This is a genomic window from Streptomyces bugieae (genome assembly GCF_036352915.1).
Classification (GTDB): Bacteria; Actinomycetota; Actinomycetes; order Streptomycetales; family Streptomycetaceae; genus Streptomyces; species Streptomyces endophytica.
This window is the reverse complement of sequence record NZ_JAZBJP010000005.1, coordinates 139,145-159,254: the sequence shown is the minus strand read 5'-3', so window position 1 is coordinate 159,254 and position 20,110 is coordinate 139,145. Positions and strand designations below refer to the sequence as shown.

Genomic DNA, 20,110 nt, shown 5'->3' with positions numbered 1-20,110 from the left:
GTCAGGGCACCGTGTCTGTCGGGATGTTGTGCCTGTATATCAGCGATTCGCAGCCACGATCCGGATCAACGACCGGGACCGCCGGTGCGTAGCGGCCCGCCGGGCGGACGGGCCGCACTCGCCATGGTGCCCGACCGCCGCGGACGCCGCAGGACGGCCGCGGCGGGGCCGGGAACCGGGGTGTTACCTGCGCGGCTGGGAGTCGAGGACCTGCTGCAGCGCCTCGAACTCCTCCACGCACTTGCCGGAACCGAGGGCCACCGAGTCCAGCGGGTCCTCGGCGATGTGGATGGGCATGCCGGTCTCGCGGCGCAGCCGCTCGTCGAGGCCGCGGAGCAGGGCGCCGCCTCCGGTGAGCACGATGCCGCGGTCCATGACGTCACCGGACAGCTCCGGCGGGCACTTGTCGAGGGTCGTCTTGACCGCGTCGACGATGGAGTTGACCGGTTCCTCGATGGCCTTGCGGACCTCGGCTGCCGAGATGACCACGGTCTTGGGCAGGCCGGAGACCAGGTCGCGGCCGCGGATCTCGGTGTGCTCGTCCTGTTCCAGGTCGTACGCCGAGCCGATGGTGATCTTGATGCTCTCGGCGGTGCGCTCGCCCAGCAGAAGGCTGTACTCCTTCTTGATGTGCTGGATGATCGCGTTGTCGAGCTCGTCGCCGGCCACCCGGATCGACTGGGCGGTGACGATCCCGCCGAGCGAGATGACGGCGACCTCGGTCGTGCCACCGCCGATGTCCACCACCATGTTGCCGGTGGCCTCGTGGACCGGCAGACCGGACCCGATGGCGGCGGCCATCGGCTCCTCGATGATGTGCACCTGGCGCGCGCCGGCCTGGGTCGACGCCTCGATGACGGCGCGGCGCTCAACTCCCGTGATACCGGAGGGAACGCACACCACGACCCGCGGCCGGGCCAGGTAGCGACGCTTGTGGATCTTCAGGATGAAGTAGCGGAGCATCCGCTCGGTGATCTCGAAGTCGGCGATCACGCCGTCCTTCAGGGGCCGTACGGCGACGATGTTGCCGGGCGTGCGCCCGATCATCTTCTTGGCCTCGGCGCCCACCGCGAGAATCCCGCCGGTGTTGGTGTTGATGGCCACGACCGACGGTTCGTTGAGGACGATTCCGCGGCCCCTGACGTACACCAGCGTGTTGGCGGTCCCGAGGTCGACAGCCATGTCACGGCCGATGAACGACATGTTGTTCCCCATGAGGATACGTCTGGCCTTCCCAACTGGAGCGAATGCTTACTGGAGGTCGGCAGGAGGTGATGCGCTGTACGGCGCGGAAGCCTCCATCGTAGTTCGTAGTGCACCCACTCGAACACGTCGGGAGGCTGTTTCGCCATTGTCAGCCGTACACGTACCCGCCCCCCTGAATGGTGACGTCGTGTCGCGGTGATGCGTTCCCCCGATCGTGTCGCATACACCAAAGGGCGACCGATGAATTTTTCGGTCGCCCCTGGTCACGAGGGGTGTACAGCTGATGAATCGTCAGGAAATGCCGGGGAAGAAAATCTTGATCTCGCGCTCGGCGGACTCTTCGGAATCCGAGGCATGGATCAGATTCTCCCGGGTGATCGTTCCGAAGTCCCCACGAATGGACCCACTCGGCGCGGCAATCGGGTCAGTCGGACCGGCGAGCGCACGCACTCCCTCGATCACCCGCTCCCCCTCGACGACCATCGAGACGACCGGGCCGGACGACATGAAGGCGACCAGCGGCTCGTAGAAGTCCCGGCCGACGTGCTCGGCGTAGTGCTGCTCCAGGATGGCCCGGTCGAGGGTACGCAGCTCCAGCGCGCTGATCGTCCAGCCGGCCTTCCGCTCGATCCGGCCGATGATCTCGCCGACCAGGCCGCGCTTGACGGCGTCGGGCTTGAGAAGGACGAGGGTGCGCTGGCTCACGGTACGGCTCCTTGGGGGTGTGGGTTGCGATGCGCTTGAGGCTACCCCCACGTACTTGGCTGTCCCGCCGCGGGGCTTCTCGCCGTTGCGCGCTTTGCGGCGCCTCCCACGTACCTGCCTGTCCCGCCGCGGGGCTTGCTCGCCGTTGCGCCTGCGGCGGGCCAGGTGGGTTGTTGGGTGCGGTGACGGACCTCCGGGGCCGGTTGTGTGGACTGCTGACGCTTTACGTCCACACAACCGGCCCCTCCGGCCCGCCCCCTCCCGTGAGAGGGAAAGAAAACGGCGGTGGGGGTGCACGTAATGCCCACACGCGTGCGGTCAACAGACAATGCACGCCCCCAACCAGCTCTCACCTCCCACTCACGGGAGGGGGTGGACCGGAGGACGAAGTCTGGAGGGCCGGCACCGCACCCGACAACACCACGCCCGCCGCCAGGCGCAACGGCGAGACGAACCGCGGCGGGACAGACGGCTACGTGCGGGGCGCCGCGAAGCGCAACGGCGAGGTACCACCACGGCGCTGCAGCCGAGTACGTGGGGCGAACTAGGCAGAGGCCTTCGCGGCGTCGACCTTGCGGCCGAAGTGGACCGAGGCCCACCACAGGGCTGCGAAGACCGCGCCGAGGAAGAACATCGTGGGGATGACGAAGCCGCTGGCGATGAGGGCGATCTGGAGGGCCCAGCCGAGCTGGACGCCGCCGGGGCGGGTCAGCATGCCGCACAGCAGGAGGCTGAGCAGCATCGCGATGCCGCTGACCGTCCAGATCGTGGCCGTCGGGATGTCCGTCAGCTGCATCGCGACCAGGCCGGCGAAGCCGATCACGAAGAATTCGCCTATCAGAGTGCCCGCGCAGAGCGTGCGCATGGTCAGTTCCTTCCCAGCAGCAGTCGGGCCTCGCCGACCGTGATCACCGAGCCGGTCACCAGCACGCCCGCGCCGGAGAACTCGCCCTCTTCCTCCGCGAGGGTGATCGCCGCCTCCAGCGCGTCGTCCAGGCGCGGTTCCACCTGGACCCGCTCGGCGCCGAAGACCTCCACCGCGACGGCCGCGAGCTCGTCCGGATCCATCGCACGATGGCTGGAATTACGCGTCACCACGATCTCGGCGAAAATCGGCTCGAACGCCTCCAGGAGGCCGCGGACGTCCTTGTCGTCGCTGGTGCCGACGACGCCGACCAGCCGGCTGAAGCCGAACGCCTCGGTGACCGCCTCGGCCGCGGCGCGGGCGCCCGCGGGGTTGTGCGCGGCGTCCAGCACCACCGTCGGGCTGCGGCGGACGACCTCCATCCGGCCCGGCGAGGCGACCGCGGCGAACGCGGAGCGGATGGTGTCGATGTCGAGCGTGCGGGCGTGGTCCGAGCCCACGCCGAAGAACGCCTCGACCGCGGCGAGCGCCACCGCGGCGTTGTGCGCCTGATGGGCGCCGTACAGCGGGAGGAAGATCTCCGGGTACTCGCCGCCGAGCCCGCGCAGCGTCAGCATCTGCCCGCCGACCGCGACCTCGCGGGAGAGCACCCCGAACTCCATGCCCTCACGGGCGACCGTGGCGTCCACCTCGACCGCGCGCTTGAGCATCACCGACGCCGCGTCCACCGGCTGCTGGGCCAGCACGACCGTGGCGTCCTTCTTGATGATCCCGGACTTCTCACCGGCGATCTCCTCGGGCGTCTCGCCGAGGCGGTCGGTGTGGTCGAGGGAGATGGGGGTGACCACGGCGACGTCGCCGTCGATCACGTTCGTCGCGTCCCAGGTGCCGCCCATGCCGACCTCGACGACCGCGACGTCCACCGGGGCGTCCGCGAAGGCGGCGAAGGCCATGGCCGTCAGCACCTCGAAGAACGACAGGCGGTACTCCTGCTGGGCGTCGATCATCTCCAGGTAGGGCGCGATGTCCCGGTACGTCTCGATGAAGCGCTCGGCCGAGACCGGGCTGCCGTCCAGGCTGATCCGCTCGGTGATCGACTGGACGTGCGGGCTGGTGTACCGGCCGGTGCGCAGGTCGAAGGCGCCCAGCAGCGCCTCGATCATGCGGGCGGTGCTGGTCTTGCCGTTCGTGCCGGTGATGTGGATGGACGGGTACGCCCGCTGGGGCGAGCCCAGGACGTCCAGCAGCGCCACGATCCGCTTCACCGACGGGTCGAGCTTGGTCTCGCCCCAGCGGCCCGCCAGCTCCTCCTCGACGGCCCGCAGCCCGCGGTCGACCTCGGGATCGGCCGGCCGGGTGGGGATCGGGTCCCCCTGCGGCGGTCCCGCCTGGGCGCGCAGGGTCCGGCTGCCGGCCTCGATCACCGCCAGGTCGGGGTCTCTGTCGGTCTCCGCCTCGACCAGTTCGTCGAAGGCGTCGGTCGGGTCGGGGTCGTCGTTTCGGGGGCGCTCGCTCACGACGACAAGTCTACGAGGCACCTGTGACAGCGCCGCGCTGCGTCGCCCCCGCCCGCCGCGCGCCGCGCCGGCCCACCGGGAAGTCCCCCACTACCGCAGTGCCGCCTTCATCATCGCCCGCGCCACCGGGGCCGCCAGACCGTTGCCGGAGACCTCGTTGCGGGCGGCGTGGCCGTCCTCGACCATCACGGCCACCGCCACCTGGTGCCCGTTGCCGTCCTCCGCGTACGAGACGAACCAGGCGTAGGGCGTACCGCTGTTGTCGACGCCGTGCTGGGCGGTGCCGGTCTTGCCGCCGACGGTCAGTCCGCCGATCTTCGCGTTCGAGCCGGTGCCCTGGTCCACCACCGTCTGCATCGCCGACCGCAGCTGTGCGGCGGTGCGACCGGACATGGTCCGGCCGTCCCGGTAGGCCGCCGGCTCGTTCTGCTGGACGGTGTTGCCGCCGCCGTCGGTCAGCCGGTCGACCAGCTGCGGGGTCTTCAGCTCGCCGCCGTTGGCGATCGCGGAGGTGACCATCGCCATCTGGAGCGGGGTCGCCTGGTCGTTGAACTGGCCGATCCCGGACAGCGCGGTCTGTGCCTCGTCCATGTCGTCCGGGTAGGCGCTCTTGGCGGCGCGCACCGGGGTGTCCACCTTGCCGTCGTTGAAGCCGAACTTCTCGGCCTGCGCCTTGACCTTGTCCTTGCCCAGGTCGACGGCCATCTTCGCGAACACGGTGTTGCAGGAGTACCGCAGCGCGGTGCGGATGGTCGCGTTCTTGCAGGGCGCGGCGGTGTTCTCGTTCTTCAGCGTGGTGCGGGTGTGCGGGAGGGTGTACGGGTCGGGGCTGTCGGTGTGCTCGTCGACCGAGGAGTACAGGCCGTTCTCCAGCGCGGCCGCGGCGACCACCAGCTTGAAGGTGGAACCGGGCGGCAGCGGCTGCCGCAGCGCCCGGTTGACCTCGGGGTGGTCCCCGTCGCCGGACATCCGCTGCCACGCCTTCTGGTCGGCGGCGGAGGACCCGGCGAACTTCCCCGGGTCGTACGACGGGGTGCTGACCATGCCGAGGATCCGCCCGGTGGCCGGGTCGAGGGCGACGGCCGCGCCCTTCTTGCCGTCCAGCGCCCGATAGCCGGCCTTCTGCACCGCGGCGTCGATGGTGGTGGCCACGTCGCCGCCCTTGGCCCGGGTGCGGGTCAGGGCGTCGGCGGGGCTCTGCAGCCGGCTGTCGGAGCCGTCGAGGAGGTCGCCGTAGAGGCTCTCCAGCTGGTTGCTGCCGAAGATCTGCGAGGTGAAGCCGGTCACCGGGGCGTAGAGCGGGCCGTCCTTGTAGGTGCGCTTGTACTTGAGGGTGGAAGAGGTGGCGGCGGAGCCGGTGACCGGCTCGCCGTCGACGAGGATGTTGCCCAGCGGCGCCGCGTACTTGCCGATGGTCACCCGCGGGTTGTGCGAGTCCTCCTTGTAGTCGCTGGCCTTCGCGCCCTGGATCCAGGTGGCCCAGCCCATCAGCGCGAGTATCAGGGCGAGGCAGAACACCGAGACCCGGCGCAGTGGCTTGTTCATGGGGCGCGGCTCCTGGGACGGGACGGGCGGTTTCCGCCGGACTCCTGCCCGCCGGCAGGCCGGCGCTCCGGCGGTCCGGCAGGCAGGAGCCCGGCATTCCGGTCCACCGTGCCTCGGCTTCATGAGAACGCCATGAGAACGGTCTTAACGGTCCGAATCGACCGCACCTGCCCGGCCGGGACAACTTTCTGCCCCGCTCCGCCCTCTTCCACGGCGGGCTGTGCGGCTCCCCCGCACCCCGGAGGCGCCAGCACGTCCTCCGGAAACGCACCACAGGACGACGGCGAACGGGAAAGCAGGAGCTGAACAGGCGTGCCGGCAATCAGTCAGCGGATGCATTTGGTACTGCTCACCGCCTGGACCGTGCTGTGGTTCGCGGTCGTCGAGCCGCACGGCGGGTTCTCCTGGCACTACCTGCGCACCGGCGGTGAGCTGATCTACCAGGGCGCCGCGGGCGACGGCACCGGCGGCCTCAACCTCTACGCGCACCACCCCGAGCTCCAGATGGGCCCGCTCAGCTTCCTGACCGCCGGGCTGTTCAACCCGTTCCCCGAGGCCACCGGCCAGTTCCTCGCCGCTGCCCTGATGTCGCTGCTCGGCCTGGTCATCGTGGTCCTGGCCGGGCGCAGCGCCGCCCACCACTTCCTGGGCACCGGCACCAACCACCAGCGGCTGCGGCAGCGCGTCCTGATCGCGGGGCTGGCCTTCATCCCCATGTGGATCGAGGTCGCGGTCCGCTTCGGGCACCTTGACGACGTCCTCGCGCTGTTCTTCACCGCCCTCGCGGTACGCGCCGTCACCCGCGGCGACGCCGCCCTCACCGGCGCCTTCCTGGCCCTGGCGATGGATTCCAAGCCCACCGCCCTGGCCTTCGTCCCGCTGCTGCTCGCGCTGCCGCGGGAGAAGTGGCTGCGGGCCGGCCTGTGGTGCGCGGGCCTGGTGGCGGTCGCCTGGCTGCCGTTCTTCCTGGGCGACCCGCAGTCGTTCGCCGCGGCGAAGTTCGCCATCCCCAACCACCCGGCGTCCGCGCTGCGCTGGCTGGGCGTCGGCGACCCGGAGACTCCCGGCTGGGACCGCCCCGCACAGGCCGCCCTCGGGCTGGCCCTGGGCTCGATCGCCGTCTGGCGGGGCCGTTGGGCGGCCGTGGTCCTGCTCGGCGCCAACGCCCGGATCGTCCTCGACCCCAGCGTCTACACGTACTACACGGCGTCGGTGCTGCTCGGCACCCTGCTGTGGGACGTGATCGGGCAGCGCCGTCTGGTCCCCTGGTGGAGCTGGCTCGCGCTGCTGATCCTCTACGGCAGTGTCTTCGCGGTCCCCGACGACTCGGCCCGCGGCCTGATCCGTCTGGGCTTCGTGGCGGTCTCCACGGCGTATGTCCTGCTCTGGCCGGTCCGCGAACGGGGGCAGCGGGGACGGGGGCGGGGACGGCGCAGGCCCCCCGCCCGTACGGACGAGGGGCCTGCGACGTGGAACGGTGCTACGCCTGGGGCAGAGCCGCCAGCTGCGCGGTGATCCGCTCGATGTCGGCCTCCGCGGCCCCCAGCCGGCCGCGGATCTTGTCCACGACCTTCTCGGGCGCCTTGGCGAGGAACGCCTCGTTGCCGAGCTTGGCGGTGGCCTGCGCCTTCTCCTTCTCGGCGGCGGCCAGGTCCTTGGTCAGCCGCTTGCGCTCCGCCTCGACGTCGATGGCGCCGGACAGGTCCAGCGCGACCGTGGCGCCCGCGACGGGCAGCGAGGCGGTGGCGTGGAAGCCGTCACCGGCCGGCTGCAGCCGCAGCAGCGCCCGCATCGCGGCCTCGTGCGGCGCCAGCGCCGTACCGGACAGGTCCAGCTGCGCCGGGACCTTCTGGCCGGGCTGGAGGCCCTGGTCGGAGCGGAACCGCCGGACCTCGGTGACGACCTGCTGAACGGTCCCGATCTCCTGCTCCGCTGCCGCGTCGCGGAAGCCCGAGTCCTTCGGCCAGTCGGCGATGACGACCGACTCGCCGCCGGTCAGCGTCGTCCACAGCGTCTCGGTGACGAACGGGACGATCGGGTGCAGCAGCCGCAGCGTGACGTCCAGGACCTCGCCCAGGACCCGGCGCGACGCGTCGGCGGCCGGGCCGCCCGCCATGAAGGTGGTCTTGGACAGCTCGACGTACCAGTCGAAGACCTCGTCCCAGGCGAAGTGGAAGAGGGTGTCCGACAGCTTCGCGAACTGGTAGTCGTCGTAGTACGCGTCGACCTCGGCGACGACCGAGTTCAGCCGGGAGAGGATCCACCGGTCGGTCGCCGACAGCGCCTCCGCGGGCGGGAGTTCGCCCTCCACGGTCGCGCCGTTCATGAGCGCGAAGCGGGTGGCGTTCCAGATCTTGTTGGCGAAGTTGCGGGAGCCCTGGACCCAGTCCTCGCCGATCGGGACGTCGACGCCGGGGTTGGCCCCGCGGGCCAGCGTGAACCGGACGGCGTCCGAACCGTACGCGTCCATCCAGTCCAGCGGATTGACCGCGTTCCCGAAGGACTTGGACATCTTCTTGCCGAACTGGTCACGGACCATGCCGTGCAGCGCGATGGTGTGGAACGGCGGGGTGCCGTCCATCGCGTACAGGCCGAACATCATCATCCGGGCGACCCAGAAGAACAGGATGTCGTAGCCGGTGACCAGGACGGAGTTCGGGTAGAACTTCTCGACGCTCGGGGTCTGTTCGGGCCAGCCGAGCGTGGAGAACGGCCACAGGCCCGACGAGAACCAGGTGTCCAGGACGTCGGTGTCCTGGTGCCAGCCCGCACCGCTCGGCGGCTCCTCGTCCGGTCCGACGCAGACGACCTCGCCGTTCGGCCCGTACCAGACCGGAATGCGGTGACCCCACCACAGCTGCCGGGAAATGCACCAGTCGTGGAGGTTGTCCACCCAGCCGAAGTACCGCGACTCCATCTCCTTGGGGTGGATCGCGACCTTGCCGTCCCGGACGGCGTCGCCCGCGGCCTTGGCCAGCGGGCCGACCTTGACCCACCACTGCATCGACAGCCGGGGCTCGATGGTCGTCTTGCAGCGCGAGCAGTGCCCGACGGAGTGCGTGTACGGGCGCTTCTCGGCGACGATCCGGCCCTCGGCGCGCAGCGCCCCGACGATCGCGGAACGGGCCTCGAAGCGGTCCAGGCCCTGGAACGGGCCGTGCGCCGTGATGACGCCGCGCTCGTCGAGGACGGCCAGGCTGGCGAGGTCGTGCCGCCGGCCGATCTCGAAGTCGTTCGGGTCGTGCGCCGGGGTGACCTTGACGGCGCCGGTGCCGAACTCGGGGTCGACGTGCTCGTCCGCGACGACCGGGATCCGGCGGCCGGTCAGCGGCAACTCGATCTCGGTGCCGACGAGATGGGCGTACCGCTCGTCGTCGGGGTGGACGGCGACCGCGGTGTCACCGAGCATCGTCTCGGCCCGCGTCGTCGCGACGACGATCGACGTGTCGCCCTCGCCGTAGCGGATGGAGACGAGCTCGCCGTCGTCGTCCTGGTACTCCACCTCGATGTCCGAGATGGCGGTCAGACAGCGCGGGCACCAGTTGATGATGCGCTCGGCGCGGTAGATCAGCTCGTCGTCGTAGAGCCGCTTGAAGATCGTCTGGACGGCCTTGGACAGGCCCTCGTCCATCGTGAACCGCTCACGCGACCAGGCTACGCCGTCGCCCAGGCGCCGCATCTGGCCCGAGATCTGGCCGCCGGACTCGTTCTTCCACTGCCAGACGCGCTCGACGAACGCCTCCCGGCCGAGGTCGTGCCGCGAGACGCCCTCCTTGGCGAGCTCGCGCTCGACGACGTTCTGGGTGGCGATGCCGGCGTGGTCCATGCCCGGCTGCCACAGCGTCTCGTAGCCCTGCATCCGCTTGCGGCGGGTGAGGGCGTCGATCAGGGTGTGCTCGAAGGCATGGCCCAAGTGGAGGCTGCCGGTGACGTTCGGCGGGGGGATGACGATCGTGTACGGCGGCTTGTCGCTCTTCTCGTCCGCCTCGAAGTAGCCCCGCTCTACCCAGCGCTCGTACAGCGGCCCCTCTACATCGGCCGGCGTGTACTGAGTCGGCAGTTCGGGGGCGCTGTGCTTGCTCTGCTGAGTGTTCTCGGTCACGACGGACAGTGTACGGGCGCCCGTGTACCAGCTTCGAATCGGTTTCGCCCCCGGGGCAACGGCTGTCGGTGCCGTCGTACAGGATGTCGGCAGCGCATAAACATCGCAGGACTTCAACTGTTCTCAGTTGTCACGAGGGGAACCGCTCCATGAGCTTCAACCAGCCGCCTCCCGGCCCGTACGGCCAGCAGCCCCAGCAGCCCGGTCCGTACGGCCAGCCGCAGCAGCCGCCGGCCCCCCAGCCCGGTTACGGCTACCCGCAGCAAGGCGGCCAGGTGCCCGGTCAGCAGGGCTACGGCTACCCGCAGCAGGCCCCTCAGCAGGGCTACGGCTACCCCCAGCAGCCCGCCCAGCCCGCCTACGGCCAGCAGGCCCCGTACGGCGGCCAGCAGACCCCCTACGGCGTCATCCCCCAGGGCCCCGAGGAGTCCGGCGGCAACGGCAAGAAGATCGGCCTCATCATCGGCGCCGTCGCCGTCGTCGCCGCCATCGGCGTCGGCGCGTACTTCGTCTTCGGCTCGGGCGGCGACGTGAAGCCGTACACGATCTCGCTGCCGGAGAAGCTGCTGAACAACGAGTACAGCAAGGCGCCGGGCAACGCTGCCGGGAAGACGCCGGAGGACTTCTCCAACGACAAGGAACTCCGAGCCATGGGCATCGTGGACGGCAAGTTCGTGCAGGGCGCCTACGCCAACGACAGCAAGCTCATCCTCGGCGTGGCGGGCATCTACGGGAAGGTGAACGACCCGGAGAGCGCAGTGGACCAGCTGTACGCCAAGCTCGACGAGAACCAGAAGAAGTCGGCAGGCAACGCCAAGATCGAAACCGTCACGCCCGAGACCGAGTACTCACCCGACGATTTCGACGGCGCGGTGATGAAGTGCAAGGTGCAGAAGGCAACCGCCTCGATGGGCGGTGTCACCGCGTCACAGAAGTTCTCCATGTGCATCTGGGGGGACAGCAGCGCGATCGGCATCGTGCAATCGCACGCCGCGCCGCCGTCGGCGTCTGGCGGCGTCCCGTCCTCCGAGGCCCTGAGCGCCGAGCAGCTGTCGGAGAAGGCGGCCAAGGTACGCAACGAGGTTCGCAAGGAGAAGTAGCTGTGCGCTCGGCGCTGGCTCCTTCACGGCGCTCGACGGGGATCTCCCCCGTCGAGCGCTTTTTCTTTGTCGGTCGCCGAAACTATGCACCCTGGCCAATCAATGGCGGAAATCCCCTTTAAGTCCGGAGGGCTGACCTATCGGCTGATATGTTCATGCCGACCCAAGATCAACAACAAGGGGGTTTGCCATGCGTAAGACAACCCGCCGCCTGGCCGCGGCCACAGGGGTGCTGCTGACGGCAGCGGCACTTCCGCTCGTGGCGACCGGATCGGCTCAAGCCACGACGAAGCAGTGCACGTCATTCATTGCCGAAGGCGGGTACAAGGTGGGGCCGAAGGTCCGCGCAGCATGCAAGATGACGGGAGAGGGTGGCTTCATAGTACGGAATAACAACGTCCCCTTCTGCGCAGCTTCCCTGACGTCACTCGGGATCAAGTGGGTGATCTCCCAGAGGGCCTGTGAACTCGGTACCGACGGCCCCTCGGGTCACATCTAGTAAGCACAGAGCCGCCCGGCAGCACCAGCTGCCGGGCGGCTCTCGTATGTCCGTCGCGGAGGGCGCGTCCTACGCGCTCTTCTCCTGCGGCTCCCCCGAGTCGCCGCGGGTGCGCGGGACCAGGGTCGGGTTCACGTTGGAGTGGACGACGTCCTCGGTGATGACGACGCGGGCCACGTCCTTGCGGGACGGGATTTCGTACATCACCGCCTGGAGGACCTCCTCCATGATGGCGCGCAGGCCACGGGCGCCGGTGCCGCGGAGGATGGCCTGGTCGGCGATGGCCTCCAGGGCCGGGCGGTCGAAGTCGAGCTCCACACCGTCGAGTTCGAAGAGGCGCTTGTACTGCTTGACGAGCGCGTTGCGCGGCTCGACGAGGATCTGCAGGAGCGCCTCGCGGTCGAGGTTGTGGACCGAGGTGAGGACCGGGAGGCGGCCGATGAACTCGGGGATCATGCCGAACTTGACCAGGTCCTCCGGCATGACGTCCTGGAGCTGGTCCTTGGACTCGATCTCCCGCTTGGAGCGGATCGTCGCGCCGAAGCCGATGCCCTTGGCGCCGGACCGGGCCTCGATGATCTTCTCCAGGCCGGCGAAGGCACCGCCCACGATGAACAGCACGTTCGTCGTGTCGATCTGGATGAATTCCTGGTGCGGGTGCTTGCGGCCGCCCTGGGGCGGGACCGAGGCGGTGGTGCCCTCCAGGATCTTCAGCAGGGCCTGCTGGACGCCCTCGCCGGAGACGTCACGGGTGATCGACGGGTTTTCGCTCTTCCGGGCGACCTTGTCGATCTCGTCGATGTAGATGATGCCGGTCTCGGCCTTCTTGATGTCGAAGTCCGCGGCCTGGATCAGCTTCAGAAGGATGTTCTCGACGTCCTCGCCGACGTACCCGGCCTCCGTCAGCGCGGTGGCGTCGGCGAACGCGAAGGGGACGTTCAGCATCCGGGCGAGGGTCTGCGCGAGCAGGGTCTTGCCGGAGCCGGTGGGGCCGAGCAGCAGGATGTTGGACTTGGCGAGCTCGATGCCGTCGTCCCCGCGGCCGGGGCCGTTCTCGCCCGCCTGGACCCGCTTGTAGTGGTTGTAGACGGCGACCGACAGCGCCTTCTTGGCGGGCTCCTGGCCGACGACGTAGCCGTTCAGGAACTCGTAGATCTCCCGGGGCTTGGGGAGCTCCTCCCACCGCACCTCGGAGGTCTCGGCGAGCTCCTCCTCGATGATCTCGTTGCAGAGGTCGATGCACTCGTCGCAGATGTACACACCAGGTCCCGCGATGAGCTTCTTCACCTGCTTCTGGCTCTTTCCGCAGAATGAGCACTTGAGCAGGTCGCCGCCGTCACCGATGCGTGCCACGAGGTGCTTCCCCTTCGCCTGGGATCCGCATTGCTCCAACGGACCCGGGTGCTTGCCTATCGACGGTACCTTGCCGGGCCCCCCGTACGGGCCCCCCTTGGACCGACTCGGTTCACTCGATCCCGAACCGGTCCAAGGAGGCAACGCTCCGGCGCGTTGTGCGCAGAACCGCTAGCCGATCGAGACGGACGACTTGCGCGTCGAGACGATCTGGTCGACCAGACCGTACGCCAGGGACTCCTCGGCGGTCAGAATCTTGTCACGCTCGATGTCATCGCGGATCTTCTCGATGGGCGTCGAGGAGTGCTTGGCCAGCAGGTCCTCCAGCTGGGTGCGCATCCGCAGGATCTCGTTGGCGGCGATCTCCAGGTCGGAGACCTGACCGCGGCCGGTCTCGCTGTACGGCTGGTGGATCAGCACGCGGGCGTTCGGCAGCGCCATCCGCTTGCCGGGCGTACCGGCCGCGAGCAGCACGGCCGCGGCGGAGGCCGCCTGGCCCATGCAGACCGTCTGGATGTCCGGCTTCACGAACTGCATCGTGTCGTAGATGGCCGTGAGCGCCGTGAACGAGCCGCCGGGGCTGTTGATGTAGATCGAGATGTCGCGGTCCGGGTCCATCGACTCCAGGCACAGCAGCTGCGCCATGACGTCGTTGGCCGAGGCGTCGTCGATCTGCACGCCGAGGAAGATCACTCGCTCCTCGAACAGCTTCGCGTACGGGTCGTACTCGCGCACGCCCTGGGACGTGCGCTCGACGAAGCGCGGGACGATGTAGCGGGACTCCGCGCGCGGGCCGGAAAACTCGGACTCCGGGCGCTGGTAGAGGCCGCTGCCGGGGAAGTTGTTCATCGTGGTGTTCACCGTCCTGGTGGCGATCAAGTGGGCTGGGGTGGCTGAGGGGCGAGTGGTACGGGGCTCAGGCCCCGGTGCCGCCCCCGCCCGGAACGCCGGCGGCGGAGGTCATCACCTCGTCGATGAGGCCGTACTCCTTGGCCTCATCGGCGGAGAACCAGCGGTCGCGGTCGGAGTCCTGGGTGATCCGCTCGACCGTCTGGCCGGTGTGGAAGGCCGTCAGCTCCGCCATCCGCTTCTTGGTGTGCAGCAGCCGCTCGGCGTGGATCTTGATGTCGGACGCGGAGCCGGCCAGACCCGCGGAGGGCTGGTGGATGAGGATCTCGGCGTTCGGCAGCGCGAAGCGCTTGCCCGGGGTGCCGGCGCTCAGCAGGAACTGGCCCATCGAGGCGGCGAGGCCCATCGCGATCGTCACCACGTCGTTCTTGATGTACTGCATGGTGTCGTAGATCGCCAAGCCGGCCGAGATGGAGCCGCCCGGGGAGTTGATGTAGAGGAAGATGTCCTTGTCCGGGTCCGCGGCGAGGAGAAGCAGCTGCGCGGTGATCTTGTTGGCGATGTCGTCGTCGACCGGCTGGCCGAGGAAGATGATCCGCTCGCCGAGCAGCCGGTTGTAGACCTGGTCGCCGAGGCCACCGAAGGTCGGCTCAGCGGCGGCGGAAGGCATCGGGATCGTCACGTGTCCACCTGCTCGTTGTCGGACGGCTCGGGGCCGTCACAGCGTCGTCTTCTGGGGCGCGGGGATCGGGCGCCGTATGTCGCCCCGGCGCGGTTTCAGGGACTCCCCTGCCCTCGTATCTACGGACCCTAACGCGCAGGTCGGACAACGCCATCCCGCATTGTCAACTGTTCGCTGTGAGCGCAGGCTCACCGACCGGTACGACGGACGGGCCCGAACACGCGGACGTGCGTGTTCGGGCCCGTTGATCAGTCGTTCTGCGCGGGTCGCGGACCGGCCGGGGCTTACGCCTCGGGCTTCTCGTCCGCAGCCTCGGCCTCGGCACCCTCGGCCTCGACGGTCTCGGCCGTCTCGTCCTCGTCGTCGAGGTCGACGACCTCGCCGTTGGTGTCCTTGACCGTGGCGGCCTCGACGACGACCGCGAGGGCCTTGCCGCGGGCGACCTCACCGACGAGCATCGGCACCTGGCCGCCCTCGACGACGGCCTGGGCGAACTGGTCGGGGGACATGCCGGAGGACTGGGCGCGGCGCATGAGGTGCTCGGTGAGCTCCTCCTGGCTGACGTTCAGCTTCTCCTTGTTGACCAGCTCGTCCAGGATGAACTGGGTCTTGATGCCCTTCTCCGCCTGCTCCTTGGTCTCGGCGTCGAACTCTTCCTCGGTCTTGCCCTGGATCTCCAGGTACTTCGCGAGGTCGAGACCCATCTGGCCGAGCTGGTGGTGCTCCAGGTTGTGCTTGCGGGTCTGGATCTCGTCCGCGAGCAGCTTCTCCGGCATCGGCACCTCGACGAGCTTCAGCAGCTCGTCCAGGACCTTCTCCTGGGCCTGGGTGGCCTGGTCGTACTTCTTCATCTGCGCGAGGCGCTTGCGGCTGTCCGCCTTGAGGTCCTCAAGGGTGTCGAACTCGCTGGCCAGCTGCGCGAAGTCGTCGTCCAGCTCGGGGAGTTCGCGGGCCTTGACCTCGGTGACCTCGACCTTGACCTCGGCCTCCTTGCCCTGGGCGGAGCCGCCCTTGAGCTCGGAGGTGAAGGTGGCGCTGCCGCCGGCCTCCAGGCCCGTGACCGCGTCGTCGATGCCGTCGAGCAGCTCGCCGGAGCCGACGGTGTACGTGACGCCCTCGGCGACGCCGTCCTCCAGGACCTCGCCGTCGACCTTGGCCTCGAGGTTCACGGTCAGCACGTCGCCGTCCTGGGCGGCGCGCTCGACCGGGCTGGTGGTCGCGAAGCGCTCACGCAGCTGCTCGACCGACTTGTCGACGTCCTCGTCCGACACCTCGACGGCGTCGACCTCGACCTCGATGCCGGAGTAGTCCGGGATCTCCAGGGTGGGGCGGATGTCGACCTCGGCGGTGAAGTTCAGCGTCTCGCCGTCCTTCAGCTCGGTGATGTCGACCTCGGGCTGGCCGAGGACGTTCAGCTCGGCCTCGTTGACCGCTTCGGTGTAGAACTTCGGGAGCGCGTCGTTGACGGCCTCCTCCAGCACCGCGCCACGGCCGAACCGCTGGTCGATGACGCGCGCCGGGATCTTGCCCTGGCGGAAGCCCTTCACCGTGACCTGCTGGTTGATCTTCTTGTACGCCGCGTCGAGGCTGGGCTTGAGCTCCTCGAAGGGCACCTCGACAGTGAGCCGAACCCGAGTCGGGTTCAGGGTCTCCACGGCGCTCTTCACGGTTCGGTCTCCTTGGGGCTGACTTCTGGGGTTCTGCTTGAGATCCGCCGGCACCCGGCTGATCCGGGCCCTGCCGATCCGCCCGGTACACAGACACACGGGCACGCAGTTTGCATAGTAACCGCAAGGAGGATGACGCCGACAACGTGATCTTGCACGCCCGGCGCTCGGGCGGACCGACCGGCCGGCCGGGTTCCGCTGGACGGGCCCCGCCGGAGACCGGACGGGCCCTTGCCGGAGAAGGGTCCTGCTGGTCGGGGTGGCCGGATTCGAACCGACGACCTTCCGCTCCCAAAGCGGACGCGCTACCAAGCTGCGCCACACCCCGTCGGTGCGACACGTAGGGTACATGGCCGGACGCGGTACGGCTGCCAGTTATTGCGAGGCCCGGGCAGCGGCAAGGCGGACGCCCGGCGCGCGGCGCGCGGAACACCTGCGCCGGCGTACGCGGCACGGGGCGCCGTCCGCGGGAAGGGGTGTGCGGGACACCGCCGCGACCCGCTAGGATGCACTGCGTGCCGCGGTCCGACGACCTGTGGCGCCTGCGGGCGTAGCTCAATGGTAGAGCCCTAGTCTTCCAAACTAGCTACGCGGGTTCGATTCCCGTCGCCCGCTCTCGACGAAAGGCCCTGGCCCCTCCGGCCGGGGCCTTTCGCTTTCCGCATTCCGGAACGGCCGGACCTTTACGCCCCCGGCGCGGCGGCTTCCATAAAGTGGCCGCATGGAGATCTGGCTCAATCCCGCATGTTCCAAGTGCCGTTCCGCGGTCGACATCCTGAACGACGAAGGCGCGCAGTACACGGTCCGCCGGTACCTCGACGATCCGCCGAGCGCGGAGGAACTGCGCGCGGTCCTGACCCGGCTGGGCCTGGAGCCGTGGGACATCACCCGCACCCAGGAGGCCGAGGCGAAGGAGCTGGGGCTCGGGGGGTGGGAGCGCACCGAGGCCGCGCGCGAGCGGTGGATCGCGGCGCTGGCCGGTCATCCCCGGCTGATCCAGCGGCCGATCATCACCGCGGACGACGGTTCGGCGGTGGTGGGCCGCAGCGCGGAAGCCGTACGCGAGGCGGTGGCGCGGACCGGGCGCGAACAGGACCTCTGAACGTCGTGAGCCGTGAGGAGCCTTGTGGGCGGAGGGACGTCCGGGCGGCCGGTCAGCCGGACGATGTCCGGGCGTCCGGACGCCTAGAAGGTGATGTGGTTGATGGTGTCCGCCAGGGAGTTGAGGAACCTGTTGATGGACGGCGCCATGCCCGTGGAGGCGAGGAAGAAGCCGAACAGTATGGCGACGAGCGCCGGGCCCGCCTTGATCGACTTTCCTCTGATCAGCACGATCAGGATGATCCCCAACAGCAGCACAACTGACAGCGACAGAGCCACACTGATCACACCCTTGGTCGGAACGCCTCACCGGCCCGGGAGCATGCCGCGCACACCCCCCGGCACCCATCGTGCCACCAACTCCATGCCCACTGCAGGCCGGTGACGAATCATCGGCCAACGCTTTGCCCGATTCCGGCCGTCGGTGCGGCGGCGGGCGGCCGGGCCACCGCGGGCCGGCGACGACTCCCGCACCCTCCTCCCGTCGCCCCTCCCCCGCAATTAACGCCTCGCGCGCATTCCGTGACCATTAACGATCACTCGCCGCGCACTCCGGCAATTGTTTATCCGTGAGCTCCGCCACTGTTTTACGGGCGCAGTGGAAAGCATCACTACGGGGGAACGTGTGACGTCGCACAACACCATGAAAGTGGACATTCCCTCGGCGTCGTTCTCAGGGGATATGACCAGATTTGAAGGTATCAAGTGCCGCAAAAGGGGCAACGGAGTGGCCGGCGACGTCCCGTCAACCGCTCGCCCGTGCAGCATTTATCCAGGTCATATCGACGGGCCCCCCGGATGAAATAGCGAAGGCCATGGCGGCGGTTTTACGCATTCGCCGGGCGCCGCTATCGTGCCTGGAATGTTTCCCGCTGCCCCCACACCGCGACGCGTGCTCCCGCCTGCCCGGGAGGCGGCGGGTACAAACAACTCCGGCCGTACGGAGGCCGCCGAGCAGTCGGAGGGGGTACCGGCGCCTCCGGCGAAGAGCGGGGGGCGGAACCCCTTCTTCGACAACGCGAAGTACCTGGCCATCGTGCTGGTGGCGATGGGGCACGCCTGGGAGCCGCTGACCGACGGCAGCCGCGCCGCCGAGGCGCTCTACATGACCGTCTACACCTTCCACATGCCGGCGTTCATCATCATCTCCGGCTACTTCTCCCGCAGCTTCGACATGCGCCGGGACCGGCTGCAGCGCCTGGTCACCGGGGTCGCCGTCCCGTACGTGCTCTTCGAGACCGCGTACGCGTTCTTCAAGCGCTGGGCGGACGACGATCCTGGGCACCCGATCAGCCTGCTGGACCCCTGGTTCCTGACCTGGTTCCTGATCGCCCTGTTCATCTGGCGGCTGACCACGCCGCTGTGGAAGGTCGTGCGCTGGCCGATTCCGCTCGCGGTGGTCATCGCCGTCCTCGCGTCGATCTCGCCGGACATCGGTGACGACCTGGACCTCCAGCGGGTGCTGCAGTTCCTGCCGTTCTTCGTGCTGGGACTGTCGCTGCGGCCGGAGCACTTCCGGCTCGTCCAGCGGCGGGCGGTCCGGATCGCCTCCGTGCCGATCTTCGCGGCGGCGCTGGTGATGGCCTACTGGGCGGCGCCGCGGATGAGCTCGGCGTGGTTCTACCACCGCGACAGCGCCCAGGAGCTGGGCACCACCTGGTGGGTCGGCATCGTGATGACGCTGGCGCTCTTCGGGTGCTCGATGGTGCTCGTGGCCTGCTTCTTCTCCTGGGTGCCCACGCGGCGGACCTGGTTCACGGTGCTGGGCGCCGGGACGCTGTACGGCTATCTGCTGCACGGCTTCCTGGCGAAGGGCTCGCGGTTCTGGGGCTGGTTCGACGACTACGACTGGCTGCACTCGCCGCTCGGCGAGATCGCGGTCACGCTGCTCGCGGGCGGCATCGTGACGGCGCTGTGCACGCCGCCGGTCCGCCGGCTCTTCCGGTTCGCGATGGAACCGACCATGGACTGGGCGTTCCGCAAGCCGGCCGGCGAGCCGGCGCCCGCGGTGCCGCGGCAGCAGCAGCCTCAGTCCCCCGCCTGAGGCGTCCCGGGGAGCAGGCGGTCGGTGAGCGTGCCCCCGGTGAGGACGAGGATCTGGTCGGCGCGGGCGGCGGCCACCGGGTCGTGGGTGACCATGACGACCGTGGTGCCGAGGGTGTCGACGGCGTGCCGGAGCAGGCCGATCACCTCGGCGGCGGTGGCGGTGTCCAGGGCGCCGGTGGGCTCGTCGGCGAAGAGCACGTCGGGCGCGGTGACCAGGGCCCGGGCGAGCGCGACGCGCTGCTGCTGACCACCGGAGAGCCGGCCGGGGCGGCGGTGGGCGTGGTCGGCCAGGCCGACCCGGGCGAGGACGTCGGCCGCCCGGCGGCGGTCCGGGCGCTGTCCGGCCAGGCGCATCGGCAGCAGGACATTGTCCTCGACGGTGAGGGCCGGCAGCAGGTTGCACGCCTGGAAGACGAAGCCCAGCCGGCTGCGGCGCAGGGCGGTGAGGCGGCGCTCACTCATTCGGCTGATTTCGGTGCCGGCGACCCGTACGGACCCGGAGGTGGGGCGGTCCAGGCCGGCCGCGCACTGCAGGAGGGTCGATTTGCCGGATCCCGAGGGGCCCGTGACGGCGGTGAACGAGCCGCGCGGCAGCGCCAGGTCGATACCGCGCAGGGCGTCGACGGCCGCCGGGCCGCGGCCGTACCGGCGCCGTACGCCGCGCAGTTCGACGGCGGGCGCGGACGTGGGTGCGGAGGTGGGTGCGGGTGCGGTCGGGGGCATGGCGGGGCGCTCCGTGGTGTCCGGTGGGGGCTCGGCCCGGCCGTCGTGGCGGCCCGGCGTCGGATTCACGGTAGGGAGCCGGGGGCGGGGCGGGCCATGGGGAGGGCCGCCGGGCCGGACTGGGGGAAACCCCACCGGGAGCCCCCGGAC

General features: G+C 69.4%; 16 protein-coding genes and 2 tRNA genes. 5 read left to right on the top strand and 13 right to left on the bottom strand.

The features are described 5' to 3' along the window. Positions 1-183: 183 nt before the first annotated feature. The 5 genes from V2J85_RS13705 to V2J85_RS13685 form a co-directional block, all read right to left on the bottom strand. Positions 184-1,203 carry a rod shape-determining protein gene (locus tag V2J85_RS13705; RefSeq protein ID WP_003985182.1) on the bottom strand — a complete coding sequence of 340 codons (1,020 nt, stop codon included), beginning with the start codon at positions 1,201-1,203 and terminating at the stop codon, positions 184-186. Positions 1,204-1,497: 294 nt separating this feature from the next. Beyond that, the gene (gene ndk / locus V2J85_RS13700; protein ID WP_261951478.1) at positions 1,498-1,911 is read right to left on the bottom strand and encodes a nucleoside-diphosphate kinase; all 414 of its coding nucleotides are present in this window, start codon (positions 1,909-1,911) and stop codon (positions 1,498-1,500) included. 544 nt (positions 1,912-2,455) lie between these two features. After that, complete coding sequence (locus tag V2J85_RS13695; RefSeq protein WP_261951477.1) at positions 2,456-2,776, bottom strand: DUF4233 domain-containing protein; 321 nt, start codon at positions 2,774-2,776, stop codon at positions 2,456-2,458. A gap of 2 nt (positions 2,777-2,778) precedes the next feature. Then, positions 2,779-4,293 (bottom strand): bifunctional tetrahydrofolate synthase/dihydrofolate synthase, encoded by a 1,515-nt coding sequence (gene folC, locus V2J85_RS13690; RefSeq protein WP_330821726.1) that lies wholly within the window; start codon positions 4,291-4,293, stop codon positions 2,779-2,781. Between the two features lie 90 nt (positions 4,294-4,383). Next, a complete protein-coding gene (locus tag V2J85_RS13685) occupies positions 4,384-5,838 on the bottom strand; it encodes a peptidoglycan D,D-transpeptidase FtsI family protein (RefSeq protein ID WP_330821725.1) in 1,455 nt (484 codons plus the stop codon). Between the two features lie 333 nt (positions 5,839-6,171). Here V2J85_RS13685 and V2J85_RS13680 point away from each other — a divergent pair, with 333 nt between their 5' ends. Then, entirely contained in the window at positions 6,172-7,353 is a 1,182-nt protein-coding gene (locus V2J85_RS13680) for a hypothetical protein (RefSeq protein WP_261957124.1), read from the top strand. Here V2J85_RS13680 and V2J85_RS13675 read toward each other — a convergent pair. Beyond that, positions 7,319-9,940, bottom strand: a complete 2,622-nt coding sequence (locus V2J85_RS13675) for a valine--tRNA ligase (RefSeq protein ID WP_261951474.1) — start codon at positions 9,938-9,940, stop codon at positions 7,319-7,321. The two genes, V2J85_RS13680 and V2J85_RS13675, sit on opposite strands and share 35 nt — an antisense overlap. 149 nt (positions 9,941-10,089) lie before the next feature. Here V2J85_RS13675 and V2J85_RS13670 point away from each other — a divergent pair, with 149 nt between their 5' ends. Further along, complete coding sequence (locus tag V2J85_RS13670) at positions 10,090-11,040, top strand: hypothetical protein (protein ID WP_261951473.1); 951 nt, start codon at positions 10,090-10,092, stop codon at positions 11,038-11,040. Positions 11,041-11,608: 568 nt separating this feature from the next. Here the strand turns inward: V2J85_RS13670 and clpX are convergent. The 5 genes from clpX to V2J85_RS13645 form a co-directional block, all read right to left on the bottom strand. Then, entirely contained in the window at positions 11,609-12,892 is a 1,284-nt protein-coding gene (clpX, locus tag V2J85_RS13665; RefSeq protein WP_030415515.1) for an ATP-dependent Clp protease ATP-binding subunit ClpX, read from the bottom strand. A gap of 171 nt (positions 12,893-13,063) precedes the next feature. Further along, positions 13,064-13,741 carry an ATP-dependent Clp protease proteolytic subunit gene (locus tag V2J85_RS13660; protein WP_030415516.1) on the bottom strand — a complete coding sequence of 226 codons (678 nt, stop codon included), beginning with the start codon at positions 13,739-13,741 and terminating at the stop codon, positions 13,064-13,066. Between the two features lie 67 nt (positions 13,742-13,808). Further along, on the bottom strand, positions 13,809-14,411 hold the full coding sequence (locus tag V2J85_RS13655) for an ATP-dependent Clp protease proteolytic subunit (RefSeq protein WP_030415517.1): 603 nt from the start codon (positions 14,409-14,411) through the stop codon (positions 13,809-13,811). A gap of 296 nt (positions 14,412-14,707) precedes the next feature. Then, positions 14,708-16,090, bottom strand: a complete 1,383-nt coding sequence (gene tig, locus V2J85_RS13650) for a trigger factor (RefSeq protein WP_261951472.1) — start codon at positions 16,088-16,090, stop codon at positions 14,708-14,710. 251 nt (positions 16,091-16,341) lie between these two features. Then, a tRNA-Pro gene (locus tag V2J85_RS13645) sits at positions 16,342-16,418 on the bottom strand. 216 nt (positions 16,419-16,634) lie between these two features. Here V2J85_RS13645 and V2J85_RS13640 point away from each other — a divergent pair. Beyond that, a tRNA-Gly gene (locus tag V2J85_RS13640) sits at positions 16,635-16,705 on the top strand. A 106-nt stretch (positions 16,706-16,811) separates the two neighbouring features. Further along, positions 16,812-17,192 carry an arsenate reductase family protein gene (locus tag V2J85_RS13635; protein ID WP_330821724.1) on the top strand — a complete coding sequence of 127 codons (381 nt, stop codon included), beginning with the start codon at positions 16,812-16,814 and terminating at the stop codon, positions 17,190-17,192. Positions 17,193-17,275: 83 nt separating this feature from the next. Here V2J85_RS13635 and V2J85_RS13630 read toward each other — a convergent pair whose 3' ends face one another. Further along, the gene (locus tag V2J85_RS13630) at positions 17,276-17,470 is read right to left on the bottom strand and encodes a hypothetical protein (protein WP_030415520.1); all 195 of its coding nucleotides are present in this window, start codon (positions 17,468-17,470) and stop codon (positions 17,276-17,278) included. A 583-nt stretch (positions 17,471-18,053) separates the two neighbouring features. On the opposite strand from V2J85_RS13630, the gene V2J85_RS13625 reads away from it, so the two are divergent. Beyond that, complete coding sequence (locus tag V2J85_RS13625; RefSeq protein WP_419836777.1) at positions 18,054-19,235, top strand: acyltransferase family protein; 1,182 nt, start codon at positions 18,054-18,056, stop codon at positions 19,233-19,235. On the opposite strand, the gene V2J85_RS13620 is transcribed toward V2J85_RS13625, so the two are convergent. Next, positions 19,220-19,960, bottom strand: a complete 741-nt coding sequence (locus V2J85_RS13620) for an ABC transporter ATP-binding protein (RefSeq protein ID WP_261957123.1) — start codon at positions 19,958-19,960, stop codon at positions 19,220-19,222. The two genes, V2J85_RS13625 and V2J85_RS13620, sit on opposite strands and share 16 nt — an antisense overlap. Between the last annotated feature and the right edge of the window lie 150 nt (positions 19,961-20,110).

Coding starts and splice junctions, on each gene's coding strand:
- V2J85_RS13705 (WP_003985182.1), bottom strand. CDS start 1,203: ATGTCGTTCATCGGCCGTGACATGGCTGTCGACCTCGGGACCGCCAAC.
- V2J85_RS13695 (WP_261951477.1), bottom strand. CDS start 2,776: ATGCGCACGCTCTGCGCGGGCACTCTGATAGGCGAATTCTTCGTGATC.
- V2J85_RS13685 (WP_330821725.1), bottom strand. CDS start 5,838: ATGAACAAGCCACTGCGCCGGGTCTCGGTGTTCTGCCTCGCCCTGATA.
- V2J85_RS13680 (WP_261957124.1), top strand. CDS start 6,172: ATGCATTTGGTACTGCTCACCGCCTGGACCGTGCTGTGGTTCGCGGTC.
- V2J85_RS13670 (WP_261951473.1), top strand. CDS start 10,090: ATGAGCTTCAACCAGCCGCCTCCCGGCCCGTACGGCCAGCAGCCCCAG.
- V2J85_RS13660 (WP_030415516.1), bottom strand. CDS start 13,741: ATGAACAACTTCCCCGGCAGCGGCCTCTACCAGCGCCCGGAGTCCGAG.
- V2J85_RS13655 (WP_030415517.1), bottom strand. CDS start 14,411: ATGCCTTCCGCCGCCGCTGAGCCGACCTTCGGTGGCCTCGGCGACCAG.
- V2J85_RS13635 (WP_330821724.1), top strand. CDS start 16,812: ATGGAGATCTGGCTCAATCCCGCATGTTCCAAGTGCCGTTCCGCGGTC.
- V2J85_RS13625 (WP_419836777.1), top strand. CDS start 18,054: ATGTTTCCCGCTGCCCCCACACCGCGACGCGTGCTCCCGCCTGCCCGG.
- V2J85_RS13620 (WP_261957123.1), bottom strand. CDS start 19,960: ATGCCCCCGACCGCACCCGCACCCACCTCCGCACCCACGTCCGCGCCC.